A 17,873-nucleotide genomic window follows, 5' to 3' on the forward strand; every position below is an offset into this window, starting at 1 on the left:
TTCAGCCTTTCAGACCGGTATGGGCTAGGCCTTCGACAAACTGCTTCTGCGCCACGATGAAGACCAGAAGGACGGGGATGGCAGTCATGGTGGCAGCGGCCAGCTGGATGTTCCACATGGCGCCGCCGTATGCATCGGTGAACTGGGTCAGGGCCTGCGGCAGGGTAAACATCTGCGTGGAGGACAAAAAGACGATCGGCTCGAGATAGAGATTCCATGAGTGAAGGAAGGTGAAAATCGCCACCGCACCCAGAGCGGGTTTGGCCAGGGGGAGAGCGATGGTCCAGAAGATCTTGAAGCGGCCCAGCCCATCCACCCGCGCGGCTTCCTCCAGTTCGACCGGTAGCGCGATGAAGAACTGGCGCATGACAAAAGTGGCGAAGACCGAAGGCGCACCGAAGATCGGCACCAGAATGAGCGGCCAATGCGTGTTGATCATGTCCCAGCTCAGAAACAGCTGAAACAGGGGCACGATCGTGACTTCCGAGGGTATCAGCAAACCCATCAGCACGATCATGAAGATGGTGTTGCTGAAGGGAAAGCGGATGCGGGCAAAAGCATACCCCGCCATGGAGGACACCAGCATCGTGCCGATTGTCACGATGGCCGCGATGTAGGCCGAGTTCCAATACTGGCGAGCGAAAGGCTGTAACTCGAACACCTGCTGGTAGGTCGACCAGTCGAAGCGGCGGGGCCAGAGGTCGGGTGGGAAGGCGAAGATGTCGCTGATCGGCTTGACCGATGAGGTCACCATCCACCACGTCGGGAAAACGAACGGGATCAGTAGCACGCACATGAGGCCATAAAGTGCGACCTTGGCGCGAGGGGAGAGATCAGTTTTCATAGAAGACGATCCGCTTGCGCATCTGCCACTGAATGAAGGTGAGCACGGCGACGATGGCGAACAGCAGAATGGAAAGAGTCGAACCGTAGCCGAAGAAGTTGAATTGGAAGGCCTGCTGGTAAAGGTAGTAGACCAGCACGGTTGTAGAGACCCCGGGGCCGCCTTTGGTCAGGATTGCGATTTGCGCGAAGACCTGCAGCGAACCTACGATGGTGATGATCGAGGTCAGCAAAATGGTGGGTGAGATCATCGGCAGGGTGATACGGCGGAACTGTTTGAACCGTCCTGCGCCGTCCACCCGGGCGGCCTCATAGAGTTCCTTTGGTACGCCCTGCAGGGCCGCCAGGAACAGGATCATGTTCAATCCAACGTTCTTGAAAACCTGCACGACGATGACCGAGATCATCGCAGTGGACGGGGTTCGCAGCCAGTTCGGTCCTTCGACCCCGATCATCGCTAGCATGCCGTTGATCCCCCCATTGGCCTGCAGCAGAAAGCTCCAGACAATCGTCCAGGCAACCAGTGAGACCACAACCGGCGAGAAAAAGAGCGTGCGGAAGATGACCATGCCCTTGAGCTTCTGGTCGAGCAGAACGGCGAGCAGCAGTGCCAGGCTCATATTCAGCACCACCAGACCCGCGGAGAACACCGCCGAGGCCCACAGCACCTGCGGCAGATTGGGGTCGCGCAGCAGCATCTGGTAGTTGGCGTCACCCACGAAGGTGAAGGTGTTGGCCAGTACGTTCCACTCGTGCAGCGAATAGTAGAACACCAAGCCAAGTGGCAGCAGGACGAAGATACTGATGCCGACGAGTTGGGGAGCGATGAAGGCGTAGCCTGATGCAGCATCACGGCGGGCCATGGTCCAGAACGCAGGCTTTCGGGGAGTGGTATCCGCTGCGAGGCGCATGTGCATGGAAGTTCTCGTGTGAGGAGGTGGGAGCCGCTTTTGCAGCACCCACCGAAACTGCGACTAGCGTGACAGCAGCGGAGACAAGCTGCTGCAGACCGACTGCAACACCGCCGGAACATCGGCATCCTCAACCCAGAGGGCGTCGAGACCGGCCCGAACCGTCTGCTGGATCTGGGCGAAGTTGGTGTGGCCCGGGAGCACCTGGCCATTCGCAATGCCGTCGATCACCACCGCTTCAAGTTGTTCTGGCGAGAGTAGCGGGTTGGTTGTTGCCAGAGTGTCGGCGTTGAGAAGGCTTGCACGTGCCGGGGGGAAGAACTGCGCCAGCTTCTGGCTGTTCTCCGGATTGGTCATGTAGGCAAGAAAGTCCACTGCCGTTTCGACATTTTCGCCTGCTGCGAATGCCCCAACACCGGCTTGGCCGACCACCGCATACTCACCCGCCGGTCCCTTGGGAAGCGGCACCAGATCCCAGTCAAACGGATCTTCTTGCGGCAGGAGCGAAGCTCGTGAGATCTGGGTAATGGTCATCGCAGCATCGCCAGCAAAGAAGTCGACGCTCTCGCCTGGGCCGGGCATGGCGCCTTCTGCAAAGATGGCTTGGTGAATGCGGGTCATCGCATCCACCATCGCCGGCTCGGCAAAAGTGCAAGTCCGACCGTCATCGCTCCAGGGCGCTGCGCCCCAGCCCCGCCAGATGGAGGCGAGGTTTTGCCAAACCTGGTAGTTGAAGTCGCGAACCACCAAACCATCGGCTTCAGTGCCGCTGGCGACCTGGGCCGCGACGTCAAAGGCATTTTCCCAAGTCCACTCTCCGGCCTCGATTAATTCTGCCGGTGTACGGGCACCTGCTTCTGTGATCAGGTCGTTGTTGGCGAAGATGGCAAAGGGAGACGTGGAAAAGGGATAGGCGTAAAGCTCGCCATCGCGCCGCCAAAGCGCTGTAGCCTGCTCGGTAACGTCATCGAGTTCATATCCCTCGGTGGTGCTGAAAGCTTCGCTGAGCGGGGCAAGCGCTCCGGAGTTGACGAAATCGGCTGCGGTAGTCTCCAGAACCCATGCCAGGTCTGGTGGATTGCCACCGGCGATCTGCGTCGTCAGCGTCGTTGTGTAGTTTTCGAAGGGCAGGGGCTCGAAAGTGACCGTCACGTTGGGATGGGTCTCCTGGAACCCCGCAGCGATCTCGTTGAACATGGCCAGGTGCGCTTCGTTTGCGCTCCAGATGGTCATTCGCAGGTTGACCGCATCCTGGGCCCAAGCCACGCCACTTGCGGCGAGTGGCACGAGTATACCGGCAACAGCTGCCGTGGCTTTCAGTTGAGCAATTCGGGACATCTATTCCTCCTGTAAGTGTCCGTCGGTCAGTAGCCCCGCACGTCCGGCCAGCGTATCTCGATACCTTCGCGATAGAGCTGTGCCTGAAAATCCTGGAGCTGCTGTTCGTCAGCCTGAACCTGATGGGGGCTTAGGCCTTTGTTGAGGCAATGGGCGGCGAGTAGTCCGGCCACTTCGCCCACATTCCACTCCACCGGATGCAGGCGGTAACAGCCATTAGTGATGTGGGTGGTGCCCATGTTCTTGCCACCGGCAAGCAGGTTTTTCACCCGGCGTGGCAACAGCGAACCCAAAGGGATTTCGAAGGGAGCGGACTCGACGTCGACATAGTTGTCGCCACCGGTAGAAGGGTGCAGGTCGATCCGGTACATGCCGATGCCAACGCTGTCGCGATAGCTCTTGGAGAGATTGTTTCCATGCACCGCCATGGAAACATCCTGCTCAACGATGCGCGTCACAGGCAGGATGCGGCGGCTTTCCCGGATATAGGGTGCCATGGCCAAGCCGTGCCTGGTGCCAGTGACGTCCCCACGTAGTCTCAATCCGGGGAACCCCTGACCACCATCGAGGCGCGGGGCTTCGGTTTGCAACCAGTAGAAGACGGAATAGGACAGCTCGGCAGCTGCCTTGAGATGCCGCGCCTTTTCCTCTTCCGAGACATCGATGATCGACCCGAGCATGTAATCGATCATCGGCCAGTTCACGAGGCAGATGTCGGACTGGTAAGTGCCGGGAAGGAAGTTGCGGCGGGCTGCGATCCGACGGAACGTCCAGAGATTACCATCGCCTGGGTTGCGCCGCTGGTCGGCATCGACCAGAAGCGGATCGTCGTCCGGGTTGGGCGTGAAGCTGCGCTCCGTGATTTCCAGCGTGCGCGGATGTGGGGCCTTGAAACCGAGTAGCGGGCCGCCCCAGAAATCGGGCTGATACTGCCGCCAAAACTCGTAATTGGCCGGCTTGTCGATCACCTGATTGCCATCGACATGATCGATAGCAAAGCAGACCGATACTGCCTGGACGTTGTCCGGTTGCGCCTCCACCGGCGCACTTGGCTCTCCGGTGTCGGACTGCGCCTCGAACCCTTTGGCATACTCGGTCCCTGTTAGGGGTAGTAGGTCGCCGAGTTCGGTAGCGTCGATCACGTACGGCGCCGAGCATTCAACTTCGTCGCCGCTGTCGCGATGGCGCAAGGTGATCGAACGGACGGAATCTCCGTCTACATCTGCAGCTACAGGATGGTAGGGCTGCAGCACCGTCAACTGCCCACCACCTCGCCAGGGAACGAGCATCGCCTCCAGCACTGCCAGACCCGCTCGAGGCTCGGCGCACAAGCGGCTGACCCAGCCGGCGCCGGGATTGAGGTCGCCCCACGCCCGGCTTTCTGCCGTCAGTGGATAATGGTCACGGTAGTACTGGCGAATGCCGTTGCGAAGTTGGCGATAGGAACGCGTTACGCCAAACTGTTCGACCCAAGAATGCTCATCGGGTGGCACGGCCTGGCTGGTAAGCTGACCGCCAATCCAGTCGAATTCTTCACTCATGATGACGGTGCGTCCTGAGCGGAGTGCACCCAAGGCTGCCGCGACGCCACCGAGTCCGCCGCCAACAATGAGGATATCTGCGTGAAGCTCTTTGGTCATGTGTTCCGAATAGTTTGAGTAGAAGCGGGCCCGAGGGTGTCGCCCTCAAGCAGTTCGCAGGCGAGAAGCACCTGTTCGACTGGCGCGTTGTTTTCCACGCGCCGCACCAGCATTTCGGTGGCGGCGTGGCCCATGGCCTCGCGCGGTATTCCAAAGGATGTGAATTTTCGCCCAGGCTCCTCGGCCCGGATGTGATTGCCGAGAACGACAAGGGAAAGATCGCGCGGAATCTGCACATCGCGCTCTCGCGCCGCCGCTTCGAAGTTTATGGCGTCTGCCAGCTCGGTGAAGAACACGCAGCTAGTTCTTGCCCCCATGACGGCGTCGAGCAGCGGAGCAGGGGGCTCTCCAACAGCGAAGCTGGTGAAAACTAGCTCTGCTGGTGCAAGTGCGGATGAGAACCCAGTCCAGCGATCCAGCGTCGATTCGGCACCTTCATTCAGGCCCACATAGGCAATGCGGCGATGGCCCAGAGCCTTTGCCTGGTCGACCAGAGCTGCCGTTGCTGGGATGTAGTCACCGCCGACATAGGGTACCGGTCCCCCGGCATCGTCGCGGCGACCCACCGCAACAAAGGGGAAGTCGCCCCCGACAAGCCGAGCCAGTTCTTCCCGGTCGAACTGTCTTCCAAGCACAATGCAGCCGTCAGCGAGACGTAGCCGCACGTTTTCGCCAAAAATTCGGCGCTTCACACCGGCTCCTGTCAGCAGCAGCAGGTCGTAGCCCAGCTTCTGCGCGCCCTCTTCAATGCCGAGAAGGAAAGGGGTGAAGAAGTCAGCTTGTGCTGAGGGGAAAGCGGGCTCGTAGGTGAAAACGCCCAGGATCCGGTTGAGGCCCTTGACCATTCGCCGCGCCACTGGGTCTGCAACGTATCCCGTTTCACGGATTACCTTCTGCACCCGCTCCCGCGTGTCAGCGGGGATTCGGCGAGCATCACTCGGCGTGCCATTCAGCACCAATGAAACCGTCGCCTGACTCACTCCTGCCAGACGAGCAATGTCGCGCTGTGTGAGGCGTTTGACGGCAGACAGGTTGGCTCTCCTGAAGCGGACCTTGCTTATTCGTATTAGCAGTTAATGCGTATTAGCGCGATCATCGTTTGCGGTCAAGTGCGCTGAGTCCCTGGAACAGGGCGAGCGGGGGGAGCTGATCACCTAGCATCGCGCAGAGAATTTCCATCCGTTCTAGGACTTCGGGGATCGCGCATGCGGCTCTTGCAAGGAAGTGTGCGTTACTTCCCCGCCTTCAACTGAAACCGAAGTCCAGACGGATTGACCCGCATCAAGGAAGCTAGCCAGACGGGGCCGTATCTTGCATCAAATCGTCATGGAGAGCATCGATGATCTGGAAGATAGCCGTCCTCTTTTTGGTTCTGCTGATCGTCGTTGGTGCCTACCTGTTCGTCTCCTATCGGCAGGCCATTGGCGAAGCGGAACGAGCCTGGAGTTCTATAGAGCAGGGCGCTCTTCCGGGGGATCGGATCTTTGATCCGAATATGGTGCAGGGTCTGCCGGAGACTGCCCGGCGCTACTTCATCCACGCTATTGCTCCGGGAACGCCGCTCAAGACCACCGTCGAGCTTGAGATGCGAGGTACCTTTCTGCTGGGTGACAGAGCGAAGTTCCAGACCTATGAGATGGAAGCCAGGCAGATCCTGGCTCCCCCTGATCAGTTCGTCTGGATTCAATCCCTACGGTCCGGTCCAATGCACATCACTGGATCCGACGCTCTTTTTGACGGAGAGGCCTGGACGCGTTTCTGGATCAACAGCTTGATACCGGTTGCAAATAACCCATCCTCTCCGGATCTGGTCCGGTCAGCTCAGTTCCGCTCGGCTGTCGAGGGCGTCTGGGCACCAGCCGCCCTCCTTCCCGGAGAAGACATCGTTTGGAGCCAGCCCGGCGAAAACCTGGCACGCGTGACGATAACCTCCGGAGCCGCCCCCGTTGTGCTCGACCTGAAGTTGAACGAAGCGGGAGCAGTTACCGAAGTGGTTGGCCAGAGGTGGAGCAACGCCAATGCAGAGAGCATATTTCAGCTGCAGCCGTTCGGCGGAACGGTCGAAAGCGAGGCCACTTTCGATGGTTACACCATCCCCGCCATACTGAAGGTCGGCAATCATTTCGGGACCGACGAGTACCTGCCGTTCTTCCAGGCGGAGATTGTCAGCGCTCGGTATCGCTGACCGCGAAGCGTCATTCACCGGGACCGGCGCGGTGCACCAAGACTTGCATCGGCGAAAAGGCTCTCTGGCTTGAGCTTGTCTCCATCCTTTGCGAGCGCCATCGCAGCCACGGTGCTTCCTCCGAACAAAATGCCTTCGAGTGCACCTGTCACGACCTGCGCTACTGGTCCGAAGCCGTTCTCGCCAAAGAACAGCCCGTTGTGACCAAATCGTAGCTGTGAGTTGGGGAAGCTGAGGGTGAGGAGCTCAAGGCTGCCGCCGAGCATTTGGCCTCCCAAGAGAGGGATGAGGGCGCCTGCCAAACCTGTGGTCAGGCATCCTACCAAAGCTGCTCGTCTGATCGAAACGCTGCCATGGCCGAAGGTGATGGCCACAGCCAGACCGATAGCAGCGCCAAGCAGCAATCCTTCGAATGCTCCGGTCATGTCCGCAGGTGCCTTGCCGAACAGCAGGAGAAAGGCATCAGTGCCGATGAGCTTCACGACGGCACCAATGACCAGACCGCCTACGGCGCCCCCGATGACCATCGCCAGTGGATTTCTTGGCTGCATCCGAGCGGCCGCCACGATGCCGAAGGCGACACCGGCTCCACCTAAGAACGCAACAGTAGCGGTCATGCAGACATAGACGAGCACCACAGAGATGCCTGCCGCACCGCCTGTGAGTGGCCCCGATGCTTCGGCAAGACCGTAGATCACACCCCCAAGTACACCAGCGATGATCCCTCCCAGCGTACCTGCGCGCCAGAGCAAGAAATGTGAGTCTTGGTTTGTGCCTACACTGGCTGCAGCTCTTGCAGGAGCAGTACCCGCCACTTCCTCGACAGGGGCAATGAACCGGTAGCCGTGCTTTGGAATGGTTTCGATGAACTGCGGTTTGGTGGCATCATCGCCAAGTTGTCGGCGGATCGTGCGGATGGCTTGGGTGAGGGCCTCGTCGGTGACAGGAACGCCACTCCAGGCATCATCAATGAAGCGCTGCTTGGCAATGAGGTTGCCCTGTTCTCGCACCAGCAGGATCAGCACGTCGAGGTACCGGGAGTTGAGCTCGATCCTTGTTCCTTGCCGCTCCAGCTGTCGGTTCGCTGCGTCGAGTCGGAAACCTTCGAACTTATAGACCTCGGTGCTCATTTCATGGAAACCTCATCGCCGGCTCACGCCCGGCTCATGGCAGCAAGCTCTATCTCCGCCATGCTTGCAAGCTCCTAAGCCACGGAGTTACGCATGGCAGAACATGTAGCATACGATCCGAAGCGGAGGGGTCAATGGCGGCTTGCCGTCTGGGTCGCCGCAGCAGGCATCTACCTCATCCCAGTTGTGCTCAAGGTGACCACCAGCAGCCTCAACTGGGACATGACGGACTTCTTATTCGCGGCGGTGCTGATCTTCACGCCTGTGCTGATCTATGATGCCACCACACGACGTGTGGCCAGCAGGAGCTATCGCGCCGGGATGGGTCTTGCACTCTTCGCTTCCGGCTTGCTGATCTATGTCAACGCCAGCGTCGGGATCATCGGGAGTTCATCGAATCCCGCCAATCTGCTCTACCTGGTGGTTATCGCGGTGGGCTTCACCGGCGGCTTTGCTGCCCGTCTCTCCCCGGATGGGATGTGCAGAACCATGCTGGCGGTGGCAGCGGGTCAGGCACTCATCACATTGGTGGCCGTACTTCGTCAGCTGGGTTATCCCGCCAGCGGGCCATTGGAGCTGACGGCAATCAACGGGGTCTTCGTTGCTATGTGGCTGCTGGCGGCCTTGTTGTTCAGCAGGGCTTCGCGTGAGTGGTCCCGGTTTGCCCCTCAACCTGGGGGCACCGACCATGCTTAAACTCAACTCCATTGTCGTGGCCAAGCTCTTCTTCGGTGTGCCTGCTCCAGCCGGGACATACCCGGTCGAGTTGGACGAGATCTTCACCTGGGAGGAACCGACAACGCTACGCCGTTCCACGAGCATGAGCGCCATAAATCCAAACGATCCAGAGCACGGCGGCTCCATGATGATGCCGGCTGCCGATCGTGCCCGCCGCACCCCATGTCAGAGGTTGTGATGCGCCATGCACACACTTCCTTGGGGGTAGCTATGTCGGAATTCGTTGGCACGCAGCGCCGGCCGGGTCAGCCGCTTGTGCGCCGAGCCTGGAGCGGGTCTGGCAGTGCTGAATGGTAGCGACGTGCTGCAACAGCCCTGCGTACCTCGACCTCGAAAGGAGGTCATTGGTTCACCCGAATGGAGGCTTGGTGGGGCAGGGTGCTCTGCCGCCGCTGGAAATGCGGACGATGACCTCCAACCTGCCGGATGCATCAGTGCTGCCAGGCAATGTTCCGAGCCGCAGGCTCCAATTTCGCGAAGCTCCTGAGTGCCTGATAGCGACGGGGCTTCGCAGTCCGCACTTGCCGATCCAGGCTAAACTCGAAGTGTGACCTCGGCGAGGGAACCAGGTCATCTTCAGACTTGGTCTAGGTTTACCGTTCGTAAACTGCCGCACTCAGATAGTGCGGGCCTCAGCACCCAAGGAGGCACCATGAGCGACGCTGGTATAGCGGGCGGACGGATCCGCTCGTTCGTTGAACGGATCGAGCAAGTCGAAGCGGAAATCGCTGAATTGAGCGAAGGCAAGAAGGAAATCTTTGCCGAAGCGAAGGGCGAAGGCTTTGACGTCAAGGTGATCAAAGAGATCATCAAGCTGCGCAAGCAGGATCAAGACGAGCGGGACGAGCACGAAACTCTCCTGGACCTCTACATGAGGGCCATGGACAACGCGCAGACATCCGAAGAAGCCAAGGCCGCGTGAATGTCGACGTCGAGCGGCCTTGCCGCTCGGCGACCTGACAAGGCTCGACTGCCGGTGAGCCAGCCGGCAGGACCGCCAAAAGTTTGTCCGCAAGGCGCCCCAGTTCGGCCGTTGGAACCGGCACGGCGATCGAACAAGAGCGGGCACCTGTCTGACTACTCCAACAAGCCTTGACCATTAGGCTCGAAGCCTTGCCATATTGGTTGACGCCCAACGGATCCGTTGATGCTTGATACCCGCTCCCCACGTCTTGCCGTCCTGATTGATGCCGACAACGCCTCGGCCCGGATTGCTGATGGTCTGTTCGAAGAGATAGCCAAGATCGGTGAGGCAAGTGTCCGGCGCATCTATGGAGACTTTTCCAGCTCCCGATCCAAGGCGTGGGCCGACGTGTTGTCAAAACACGCAATCATTCCACAGCAGCAGTTTGCATACACCACTGGCAAAAATGCGTCCGACATAACATTAGTGATCGACGCCATGGACCTTCTACACAGTGGGCGGTTTGATGGTTTTTGCCTAGTTTCATCCGACAGTGACTTCACACGACTTGCCGCTCGAATCCGGGAGCAGGGCGTTGATGTCTTCGGCTTTGGCGAGCAGAAAACGCCAGAAAGTTTCCGACAAGCTTGTCGCCGCTTCGTCTACACAGAGAACCTTCTGCCCGAAGCCCCGGCAAACGTGGAGGACGCGGGAGCGAGAGCTGCCCCACTTCAGCTGCCCGCTAATGCAGTGCCAATCCTGATGCGGGTGATGGAGCAGATGGACACCGAGGACGGATGGGTACCGCTTGGCGCGGTCGGCAATCAGCTTGCCAATCTGGCGCCTGACTTTGACCCGCGCACTTTCGGCTTCCGCAAGTTGAGTGACCTAGTTCGGCAGACCAACGGGTTTGAGCTTGATCAGCCGGAAGGCCGAGCTCTTCGTATCCGAGCCAAGCTCGACAGAAAACGGCGCCGATAGTCGTCAAGCATTGCGTTCTTGCACCCCATTTGGCCGTTCAGGCTCCTTGGACGATCACCCGAAGGCTGACGATCGGCTAAGCCAATGACGATGCCTGAGATGGGGTGGGATGCAGACAGTCCGCAAACTAAGCACCTACACAGGTGAAATTGATGCTAGGCGGGCCTTACTGCCTATCTGGACAGCTGAGCAACTTGGCTAATCAGTTCACCGCAAACAAGCCTTCTTCATTCGAGCCTATCTGCGCTATGGGGGGAAGATGTCTGAAACCTAGCAGCCCGGTCCAGCATATCGGTCATGTGCTCTGCGGCTTTGAGGGTGAGCGGGTGCTGAGTATATCCAGGTCGGGGTGTGATATAGGCGGCCATTTCACGAGCGATTTCCACTTGCCGATCCGAGGCTTGGGCCATCAGGGCAATGACGAGGTTCTCCAGGGCGATGACCCGAATGCGAAGATGAACCAATTCGGCATTGGTCAGCGGCGGATACTGGTAGGCTTGTTCTTCGATCGTGGGCGGCTCCTCGGGAGCGCCACCTTCGTTGTCCCATCTGGAAAGCGCACGTTGGCGCAGTTCAGTTGTGGCCAATAGCTCGTTCAGCACGGATGTTCTCCTGTCCTCAGTACTGATGGGTCTTCAGCGATAGCCAACCCCCATCACGTAATGGCGCATCATGTCTTCTTCGGTCGTGGACTCTTTGAGAAGCGCCTGAAGCAGGTCCCGAGCATTGAGTACCCCTACCGGACGGGAGTCCCCGTCTAGAAAAGGAATGTTCTTCAGCCCCCGCTCTTTCATGTTGCTCCACAGATCCTCCAGCAAATCTCCGGAGCGGCAGGACAGTACGTCTTGCGTCATCGCGACCGATATCAACGCGATGCAACCTGCTCCTTGGCACTGGGCGATCTGACCGACGATGTCTGTTTTGCTAACAACGCCCCGCAGGACGCCGGCGGAGTTGCACACCACCAGAATGTCCGTTCCGGAACGCAGCTTTCCGGCCGCCTCGATGAGCGGTGCATCATCGGAAATGGTAATCAGGCGCTGCCGCGCTGCTGGCAGTAAACTCTCAGCGTACATAGTGTCTCCTCTAGCAAGGCTGGCCCGCAGGTCTGGGGACGAGCGGAGACTGGTTTTATTGTATCATAAGCTGCCCCAATCGCCGAATGCGATGCGGAGCACTGCGAGGAGGCCCGCTACCGCCAGAGAGACGCAGGTAATTCGGACCGCGAGCAGGCCAACGTGCTTCAAACCGGAATGCACGTAGTCTTCGATCACCACCTGCAGACCAAGTGCCGCATGGTAGAAGGACAGGCAGAGCAGCAGCGGCACCAAGAGCACGGCCAACGGTGATCTCAGCCAGTCGATCACCGCGCTATGATCGTTGATTGCAACGGCACTGATGGAGATGACGAACCATAAGGTGAGCGGGATGAGTGCAACTCCCGAAGCGCGCTCCACCCACCAGTGAGTGGTTCCGTGCCCGACTGAACCAGAGCGACGGGCGCGGGTCTGGCGCAGTGGTGTGTCTTTCGCGACCATGGCTACCCCTTGTAGAACCAGATGAATATCCATGTGAACAGCGTGAGGGCAGTGGTTGAGCCGACGACTAGCCACCCAGAGATGTAGATCGAGCGGAGCTCAAAACCCCTGCCAGTGTCCCAGGCGAGATGCCGTATGCCGCCGCACAGGTGCCAGAAGAAGGCGAACGTGCCGGCAAACAGAAGGGCTTGCCCCACCCATGACGAAAGGACGGCCACGAGAGCCGAATACGCCGGCGGACCAGAGGCTGCGGCAATCAGCCAGACAACGAGGCCGACCAGGTAGAGGGTCATTACCACTCCCGTGATCCGGTAGCCGATCGACAGCACCGAGGTGAGTTGGGGGCGGTAGATTTGAATGTGGGGAGAGAGTGGCCGCGGTCTCGCCGTTGCTGGATCTACCATTTCGGCGCTCCTTGTGTTTCAGCTCTGGCGTTCAACCAGCATCTTCTTGATCTCGGCAATTGCCTTGCCTGGGTTCAGTCCCTTTGGACAGGTCCGGGTGCAGTTCAGAATGGTGTGGCATCGATAAAGCCGAAAGGGATCTTCTAAGTCGTTGAGGCGCTCGGTCTTGGCCTCATCCCGGCTGTCGATCAGCCACCGGTATGCTTGCAGCAGCACGGCGGGCCCGAGGAAGCGATCTCCGTTCCACCAGTGACTGGGGCAGCCCGAAGTGCAACAGAAGCAAAGGATGCATTCGTAGTAACCGTCGAGGCCGCTGCGTTCGGCAGGGGATTGAAGCCGCTCCACTTGTGGTGCCGGCGTGCTGGTTTTCAGCCATGGGTCGATGGAAGAGTATTGTTCGAATGCAGGCGACAGGTCGGGTACGAGGTCCTTGATGACCCTCATGTTCGACAGCGGGTATATGTCTGCCGATGCATCCGTGTCAGAGATGTACCGCGTGCAGGCGAGCCAGTTGGTGCCATCGATGTTCATCGAGCATGAGCCACATACGCCTTCACGGCAGGAGCGACGGAACGTCAGGGTAGGATCAATCTTGTTCTTGATCCAAACGAGAGCGTCCAGGACCATGGGGCCGCAATCGTCCAGGTCTACCTGATACCTGTCCAGCCTGGGATTGGCGCCTGTATCCGGATCATAGCGATAGACCGTGAACCACTTCAGCCGGACAGCACCGGCAGGCGCTGCCCATGTTTTTCCCCGGTCGATCCGTGATCCAGGTTCCACCTTGAAATTGGTTGGAACCGGAAAGCGTTTCAGCAGAGTATTTCGGGGGACTTGGTCCGAGGAATCGACAATCATTCTCGTTCCTTGGTTTGGCGGACCGTTTTAGGGTCGTAATGGTGTTATAGACTAATTGAGGGCATCTCGCACATCTATCACCACATCGTTTGTATCATGAGCCTCCGGCCTCTTCTCTGTGTGCAGCAAGGCATTTGCCGTTGATCAATTCGAATTGGTCTACCACACCGAAGACTTACCCAGCTCGCCAGAACGACTTTAAGAGCGCGGTTCGCTCAATCCGCCCAGCCTCATGAGGGTGAAGCCTGGCGAACCAATCGGCTTGCCTCCCGTTGCCTCTTGAGTCCGACAATTCGCCTGGGAGGGCCCGCATGCCCAACAACGACCGCTCCCGCCACATCACAGAAGGTATCGCGCGGTCCCCGAACCGGGCAATGTTCTATGCCCTCGGTTATGAGGAGGGCGACTTCGACAAGCCCATAATCGGTATCGCCAACGGTCACTCCACCATTACACCTTGCAATTCTGGCCTCCAGAAGTTGGTGGATGCCGCAGCGGCAGCCATCAAAGAGGAAGGTGCCAACTCACAGACCTTCGGCGTCCCGACCATCTCGGATGGCATGGCCATGGGTACCGAAGGAATGAAGTACTCGCTGGTTTCCCGCGAGGTGATCGCGGACTGCGTGGAGCTGTCGGTCCAAGGTCAGTGGATGGACGGCGTGCTGGTGGTGGGCGGGTGCGACAAGAACCTTCCGGGTGGCATGATGGGCATGCTCCGGGCGAACGTACCATCCATCTATGTCTATGGTGGAACCATCAAGCCGGGACGATGGAAGGGGGAGGATCTGTCCATCGTCTCTGCGTTCGAGGCGGTAGGTGCCTTCATGGCGGGCACCATGAGCGAGGAGGACTTCAAGGGCATCGAGCGCAATGCGTGTCCGACCACCGGCTCCTGCGGGGGAATGTATACCGCGAACACCATGGCAGGCTCGTTCGAAGCGCTCGGAATGTCGTTGCTCGGCTCGTCCAGCATGGCCAATCCCGATGAGGAGAAGGTCGCTTCAGCAGATCAATCCGCCCGCACACTTGTGAGTGCAGTCAGAAGCGGACTCAAGCCGAAAGACATCGTGACGCGGCAGTCGATCGAGAATGCAGTGGCGCTGGTGATGGCCACGGGTGGCTCGACCAATGCAGTCCTGCACTATCTGGCGATCGCCCGAGCGGCGGGGGTGAAATGGGAGCTCGATGACTTCGAGAGGGTTCGTCAGCAGATTCCCATCGTCTGTGACTTAAAGCCCTCCGGCCGTTTCATGGCAGTGGACCTGCACCGCGCCGGCGGCGTGCCGCAGGTGCTCAAGATGCTTCTGGATGCAGGCAAGCTGCACGGGGACTGCCTCACCATCACTGGCCGGACACTGGCGCAGGAACTGGAACAGGTCCCTTCCACACCTTCTCCCAACCAGGAGGTGATCACCTCCTGGGACACTGCGCTTTATCCGGAGGGCCATCTGGCCATTCTCAAGGGCAATCTGGCCGAGCAGGGGGCGGTGGCCAAGATCACCGGGTTGTCCAAGGCCTCCCTCAAAGGGCCCGCACGTGTATTCAACGACGAGCAATCCGCATTGGACGCCATCCTTGGCGACGAGATTTCCGCCGGCGACATCGTAGTCCTGCGGTACCTCGGCCCACGGGGCGGACCTGGCATGCCCGAGATGCTCTCGCCCACTTCCGCCTTGGTCGGCCGCGGCCTGGGAGAAAGCGTCGGCCTGATCACCGATGGAAGGTTCTCCGGCGGGACCTGGGGATTGGTGGTGGGCCATGTTGCGCCGGAGGCTTTTGAGGGTGGCACCATAGCCCTGGTGCAAGAGGGGGATCTGATCACCATTGATGCCGACGCCCGCCTGCTGCAACTGGAGGTGGGGGATGAGGAGCTACAGCGGCGGCGGGCAGCGTGGCGTCAGCCAGCACCGAAGTACACGCAGGGTGTATTGGGCAAGTACGCCCAACTGAGCCGACCCGCGAACCAGGGAGCCAGCACCGGCTGAGTTGGCACGTCCACCTTACCTTCAACCGGTCTCAAGAGAAAAGGACAGAAGAATGGCCCTGAAACATGCCAATGCGGCTGAGGTCGTGGACCTCCTGTCGGCTAGCGAACAGCAGCCTGGAAAGACTGCTGCGGTCGTCAAATCCGAGCACTTCGAAGCGGTGCGACTGGTGGTGAAGGCTGGCACGGAAATCCCGCCCCACCAGGTTAATGGCCCAATCACGCTCCAATGCCTCTCTGGTTGCGCTATCCTCGGCGTCGAAGGCCGGGATCTAGAGCTCAGGCCCGGGCAGTGGACCTATCTGGAAGGTGGTGTTCGCCACTGGGTGAAAGGAGTAGAGGACGCAGTTCTCCTGCTGACCATCATCTTCAGGCGGTGACACGCAATTCTGCCACTGGCAGCCCACTGCATTGAGCATCGGGCTGCCAGGTCACGGCAGTTGCAGATCAGCGAAGCGGGGTCTGGTCCTGCACCGCATCATCGGCTTCGAGCGAATTCTTCACCTGCGGAGCAGGGAGGGGCGTGCTACCGGTGCTGACGGGCAGGAGCGGCAGTTCAACCCGCGGCTGTTCACCGGTAAGGGTTCTGAGGAAGGCCGCGATGGCGCTGACTTCTTCCTCGTTCAGCTCCGCGCCCAGCTGGCTCACCCCCATGATGGCGACTGCCTGCTCCAGATCCCAAACCTTGCCGCTGTGGAAGTAAGGAGCCGTCTGGTCCACGTTGCGCAGGGGGACGGCCCGGAATACGTATTCGTCGCTTGCCGTCTGGGTGACGGCGAACCGGCCCTTGTCCTCGGGCGGCAGGATATCGCTGCCTGGACGTTCGACGACACCAAAGGGGAAATAGTCCTGCCCACCCAGGTTCACGCCGGCATGGCAGGAGGCACAGCCGGTGTCGACGAAGAGCTGCAGCCCCTGCTTCTCCTGGTCATTGAGGACGTTCAGATTGCCCTCAAGATACTGATCGAAACGAGAGCCCGGTGTAATCAATGTCGCCTCGAAAGCCTCAAGCGCGCGGGCAACGTTGTCGAAGGTGACGGCATCTTCTTCGCCGGGGAACGCCAGGGCGAAGCGTTCCTGGTACTCCGGCATGCTGTTTAGCACCGAGAGGACGAGTTCTGGCGTTGCCGCCATTTCAACAGCTGCCTGGATGGGTCCGGTGGCCTGGGTTCTAAGGTCTTCGGCACGACCGTCCCAGAACTGGGCAATGTTGAAAATGGCGTTATAGACTGTGGGTGAATTCCGCGGACCGCGTTGCCACCCATGACCGATCGATGTCTCGAGGTTGTCGTCACCGCCCATAGCGAGGTTATGGCATGAATTGCAGCTGAGGACACCGCTGGCGGACAATCTGGTGTCGAACCACAACATCTTGCCCAGCTCGGTTTTCTCCCGGGTCACAGCATTCCCTTCCACCGCCGGAACCATGGATGGAATGGGTTCGAACAACTCGTTGGCGGTCTGGTGCAACTCGTCAACGGGCGGTGTGTTCTCGTTCTCGGCAGTATCCTGAGCAACGGCGGTCAAGCCAAAGATAACCGAGATAGCTACACTAGCCAGCAGTGCACCACGCATCGAAAGTCTCCCCTCAGAGGTCTGCAGCCCCTCGCTGCTCGTCAGCCTTACTGAATCAATGCTCAATCAATGCTCAGCTTCGGCTCATGTAGCAGAACTGTCAACCTGCACCCCCGTTCCTAAGCGGTGTCCTGGGTTGCATCAGAGAGTTTGCACGGCAGGTATTCTGCAGCTGCTTCGACCGACTTAACAAATCTTGAATGTGCCGAACTAATTCTCACCTGGGGTCGTTGGCCAACTGCTGACGGCGACTTCGAGCGAGTTGCAGAGCCAGTGATCTGACGGAACCTAGGAGGACACCTCATGAGAAAGCCAATTGCCACAGCTGTAGCACTCGCCACCGCCGCCTTGATGTCGACGGCTCCCGCTTGGGCCGCGGATCACGAGGTCCTTATGCTCAACAAAGACTCTGAAGGGCGGCCCATGCAGTTCGAGCCAGCCTTCCTCAAGATCGCCCCAGGTGACACCGTCACCTTCATCGCGACAGACAAGGGCCACAATGCCGAGACCATCCTCGACATGATCCCCGAAGGGGCGGAGACCTGGAAGGGCAAGATCAACGAAGAGATCACGGTGACCTTCGATCAGGAGGGCTTCTACGCCTACAAGTGTCAGCCGCACTTCGGGCTGGGTATGGTCGGCTTGATCCAGGTTGGAGAAAACCCGCCCCAGATCGACACGGCAGAAATCGCTAAGCTTCCGCCGCCAAAAGCCAAGGAGCGGATGGCCGAGTTGATCGCCCTGGCGAGCGAAGCCGGCGGGAACGGTGCCGCCGCGGGTGCAGCTGCAACTGGCGAGGCCGAAGCATCCCCTGCGCCTGCGACGCAGTAACTAAGCATCACAG

20 protein-coding genes are annotated in these 17,873 nt (G+C 59.4%); 8 read left to right on the top strand and 12 right to left on the bottom strand.

Annotated features, from left to right (window positions below; all coding sequences use genetic code 11):
- Nucleotide 1: 1 nt before the first annotated feature.
- From QOV41_RS09420 to QOV41_RS09440, 5 genes are read right to left on the bottom strand one after another with little or no spacing between them, the layout of a single operon-like run.
- Nucleotides 2–844, bottom strand: a complete 843-nt coding sequence (locus QOV41_RS09420) for a carbohydrate ABC transporter permease (protein ID WP_284581033.1) — start codon at nucleotides 842–844, stop codon at nucleotides 2–4.
- Nucleotides 834–1,760, bottom strand: a complete 927-nt coding sequence (locus QOV41_RS09425; protein ID WP_284581035.1) for a carbohydrate ABC transporter permease — start codon at nucleotides 1,758–1,760, stop codon at nucleotides 834–836. Before QOV41_RS09425 ends, QOV41_RS09420 begins: the two co-directional genes overlap by 11 nt.
- Before the next feature lie 57 nt (nucleotides 1,761–1,817).
- The gene (locus tag QOV41_RS09430; RefSeq protein ID WP_284581037.1) at nucleotides 1,818–3,092 is read right to left on the bottom strand and encodes an ABC transporter substrate-binding protein; all 1,275 of its coding nucleotides are present in this window, start codon (nucleotides 3,090–3,092) and stop codon (nucleotides 1,818–1,820) included.
- 26 nt (nucleotides 3,093–3,118) lie between these two features.
- Complete coding sequence (locus QOV41_RS09435) at nucleotides 3,119–4,732, bottom strand: FAD-dependent oxidoreductase (protein ID WP_284581038.1); 1,614 nt, start codon at nucleotides 4,730–4,732, stop codon at nucleotides 3,119–3,121.
- The gene (locus QOV41_RS09440; RefSeq protein WP_284581257.1) at nucleotides 4,729–5,763 is read right to left on the bottom strand and encodes a LacI family DNA-binding transcriptional regulator; all 1,035 of its coding nucleotides are present in this window, start codon (nucleotides 5,761–5,763) and stop codon (nucleotides 4,729–4,731) included. The genes QOV41_RS09435 and QOV41_RS09440 overlap by 4 nt, the downstream gene beginning before the upstream one ends.
- A 308-nt stretch (nucleotides 5,764–6,071) precedes the next feature.
- Between QOV41_RS09440 and QOV41_RS09445 the strand changes: the two genes are divergently transcribed.
- Nucleotides 6,072–6,917, top strand: coding sequence for a DUF6544 family protein (locus QOV41_RS09445; RefSeq protein ID WP_284581039.1), 846 nt, complete (start codon nucleotides 6,072–6,074; stop codon nucleotides 6,915–6,917).
- Between the two features lie 14 nt (nucleotides 6,918–6,931).
- Here the strand turns inward: QOV41_RS09445 and QOV41_RS09450 are convergent, their stop codons facing one another.
- Nucleotides 6,932–8,047: a winged helix-turn-helix domain-containing protein gene (locus QOV41_RS09450; RefSeq protein ID WP_284581040.1), complete on the bottom strand. Its 1,116-nt coding sequence runs from the start codon at nucleotides 8,045–8,047 to the stop codon at nucleotides 6,932–6,934.
- Between the two features lie 93 nt (nucleotides 8,048–8,140).
- Between QOV41_RS09450 and QOV41_RS09455 the strand changes: the two genes are divergently transcribed.
- From QOV41_RS09455 to QOV41_RS09470, 4 genes are all read left to right on the top strand, one after another.
- Nucleotides 8,141–8,743, top strand: coding sequence for a hypothetical protein (locus QOV41_RS09455; protein WP_284581041.1), 603 nt, complete (start codon nucleotides 8,141–8,143; stop codon nucleotides 8,741–8,743).
- The gene (locus QOV41_RS09460) at nucleotides 8,736–8,963 is read left to right on the top strand and encodes a hypothetical protein (protein WP_284581043.1); all 228 of its coding nucleotides are present in this window, start codon (nucleotides 8,736–8,738) and stop codon (nucleotides 8,961–8,963) included. The genes QOV41_RS09455 and QOV41_RS09460 overlap by 8 nt, the downstream gene beginning before the upstream one ends.
- Nucleotides 8,964–9,437: 474 nt before the next feature.
- Nucleotides 9,438–9,707, top strand: a complete 270-nt coding sequence (locus tag QOV41_RS09465) for a DUF2312 domain-containing protein (protein ID WP_284581045.1) — start codon at nucleotides 9,438–9,440, stop codon at nucleotides 9,705–9,707.
- A 225-nt stretch (nucleotides 9,708–9,932) separates the two neighbouring features.
- On the top strand, nucleotides 9,933–10,670 hold the full coding sequence (locus QOV41_RS09470; RefSeq protein WP_415926759.1) for an NYN domain-containing protein: 738 nt from the start codon (nucleotides 9,933–9,935) through the stop codon (nucleotides 10,668–10,670).
- 227 nt (nucleotides 10,671–10,897) lie between these two features.
- On the opposite strand, the gene QOV41_RS09475 is transcribed toward QOV41_RS09470, so the two are convergent.
- From QOV41_RS09475 to QOV41_RS09495, 5 genes are all read right to left on the bottom strand, one after another.
- The gene (locus tag QOV41_RS09475) at nucleotides 10,898–11,272 is read right to left on the bottom strand and encodes a hypothetical protein (protein WP_284581047.1); all 375 of its coding nucleotides are present in this window, start codon (nucleotides 11,270–11,272) and stop codon (nucleotides 10,898–10,900) included.
- A gap of 33 nt (nucleotides 11,273–11,305) precedes the next feature.
- Nucleotides 11,306–11,746: a CBS domain-containing protein gene (locus tag QOV41_RS09480; RefSeq protein WP_284581048.1), complete on the bottom strand. Its 441-nt coding sequence runs from the start codon at nucleotides 11,744–11,746 to the stop codon at nucleotides 11,306–11,308.
- Between the two features lie 63 nt (nucleotides 11,747–11,809).
- On the bottom strand, nucleotides 11,810–12,208 hold the full coding sequence (gene sdhD / locus QOV41_RS09485; RefSeq protein ID WP_284581050.1) for a succinate dehydrogenase, hydrophobic membrane anchor protein: 399 nt from the start codon (nucleotides 12,206–12,208) through the stop codon (nucleotides 11,810–11,812).
- A 2-nt stretch (nucleotides 12,209–12,210) separates the two neighbouring features.
- On the bottom strand, nucleotides 12,211–12,612 hold the full coding sequence (sdhC, locus tag QOV41_RS09490) for a succinate dehydrogenase, cytochrome b556 subunit (RefSeq protein WP_284581051.1): 402 nt from the start codon (nucleotides 12,610–12,612) through the stop codon (nucleotides 12,211–12,213).
- Nucleotides 12,613–12,630: 18 nt separating this feature from the next.
- Nucleotides 12,631–13,470 carry a succinate dehydrogenase iron-sulfur subunit gene (locus QOV41_RS09495; protein WP_284581053.1) on the bottom strand — a complete coding sequence of 280 codons (840 nt, stop codon included), beginning with the start codon at nucleotides 13,468–13,470 and terminating at the stop codon, nucleotides 12,631–12,633.
- A gap of 311 nt (nucleotides 13,471–13,781) precedes the next feature.
- On the opposite strand from QOV41_RS09495, the gene ilvD reads away from it, so the two are divergent.
- Nucleotides 13,782–15,455 (top strand): dihydroxy-acid dehydratase, encoded by a 1,674-nt coding sequence (gene ilvD, locus QOV41_RS09500; protein ID WP_284581054.1) that lies wholly within the window; start codon nucleotides 13,782–13,784, stop codon nucleotides 15,453–15,455.
- 52 nt (nucleotides 15,456–15,507) lie between these two features.
- Nucleotides 15,508–15,834 (top strand): cupin domain-containing protein, encoded by a 327-nt coding sequence (locus QOV41_RS09505; RefSeq protein ID WP_284581055.1) that lies wholly within the window; start codon nucleotides 15,508–15,510, stop codon nucleotides 15,832–15,834.
- A gap of 67 nt (nucleotides 15,835–15,901) precedes the next feature.
- Here QOV41_RS09505 and QOV41_RS09510 read toward each other — a convergent pair whose 3' ends face one another.
- A complete protein-coding gene (locus QOV41_RS09510) occupies nucleotides 15,902–17,029 on the bottom strand; it encodes a cytochrome-c peroxidase (protein ID WP_284581056.1) in 1,128 nt (375 codons plus the stop codon).
- Nucleotides 17,030–17,332: 303 nt separating this feature from the next.
- On the opposite strand from QOV41_RS09510, the gene QOV41_RS09515 reads away from it, so the two are divergent.
- On the top strand, nucleotides 17,333–17,860 hold the full coding sequence (locus QOV41_RS09515) for a pseudoazurin (protein ID WP_415926760.1): 528 nt from the start codon (nucleotides 17,333–17,335) through the stop codon (nucleotides 17,858–17,860).
- Nucleotides 17,861–17,873: the final 13 nt, after the last annotated feature.

This window comes from Devosia sp. RR2S18, assembly GCF_030177755.1.
Lineage (GTDB): Bacteria > Pseudomonadota > Alphaproteobacteria > Rhizobiales > Devosiaceae > Devosia > Devosia rhizosphaerae.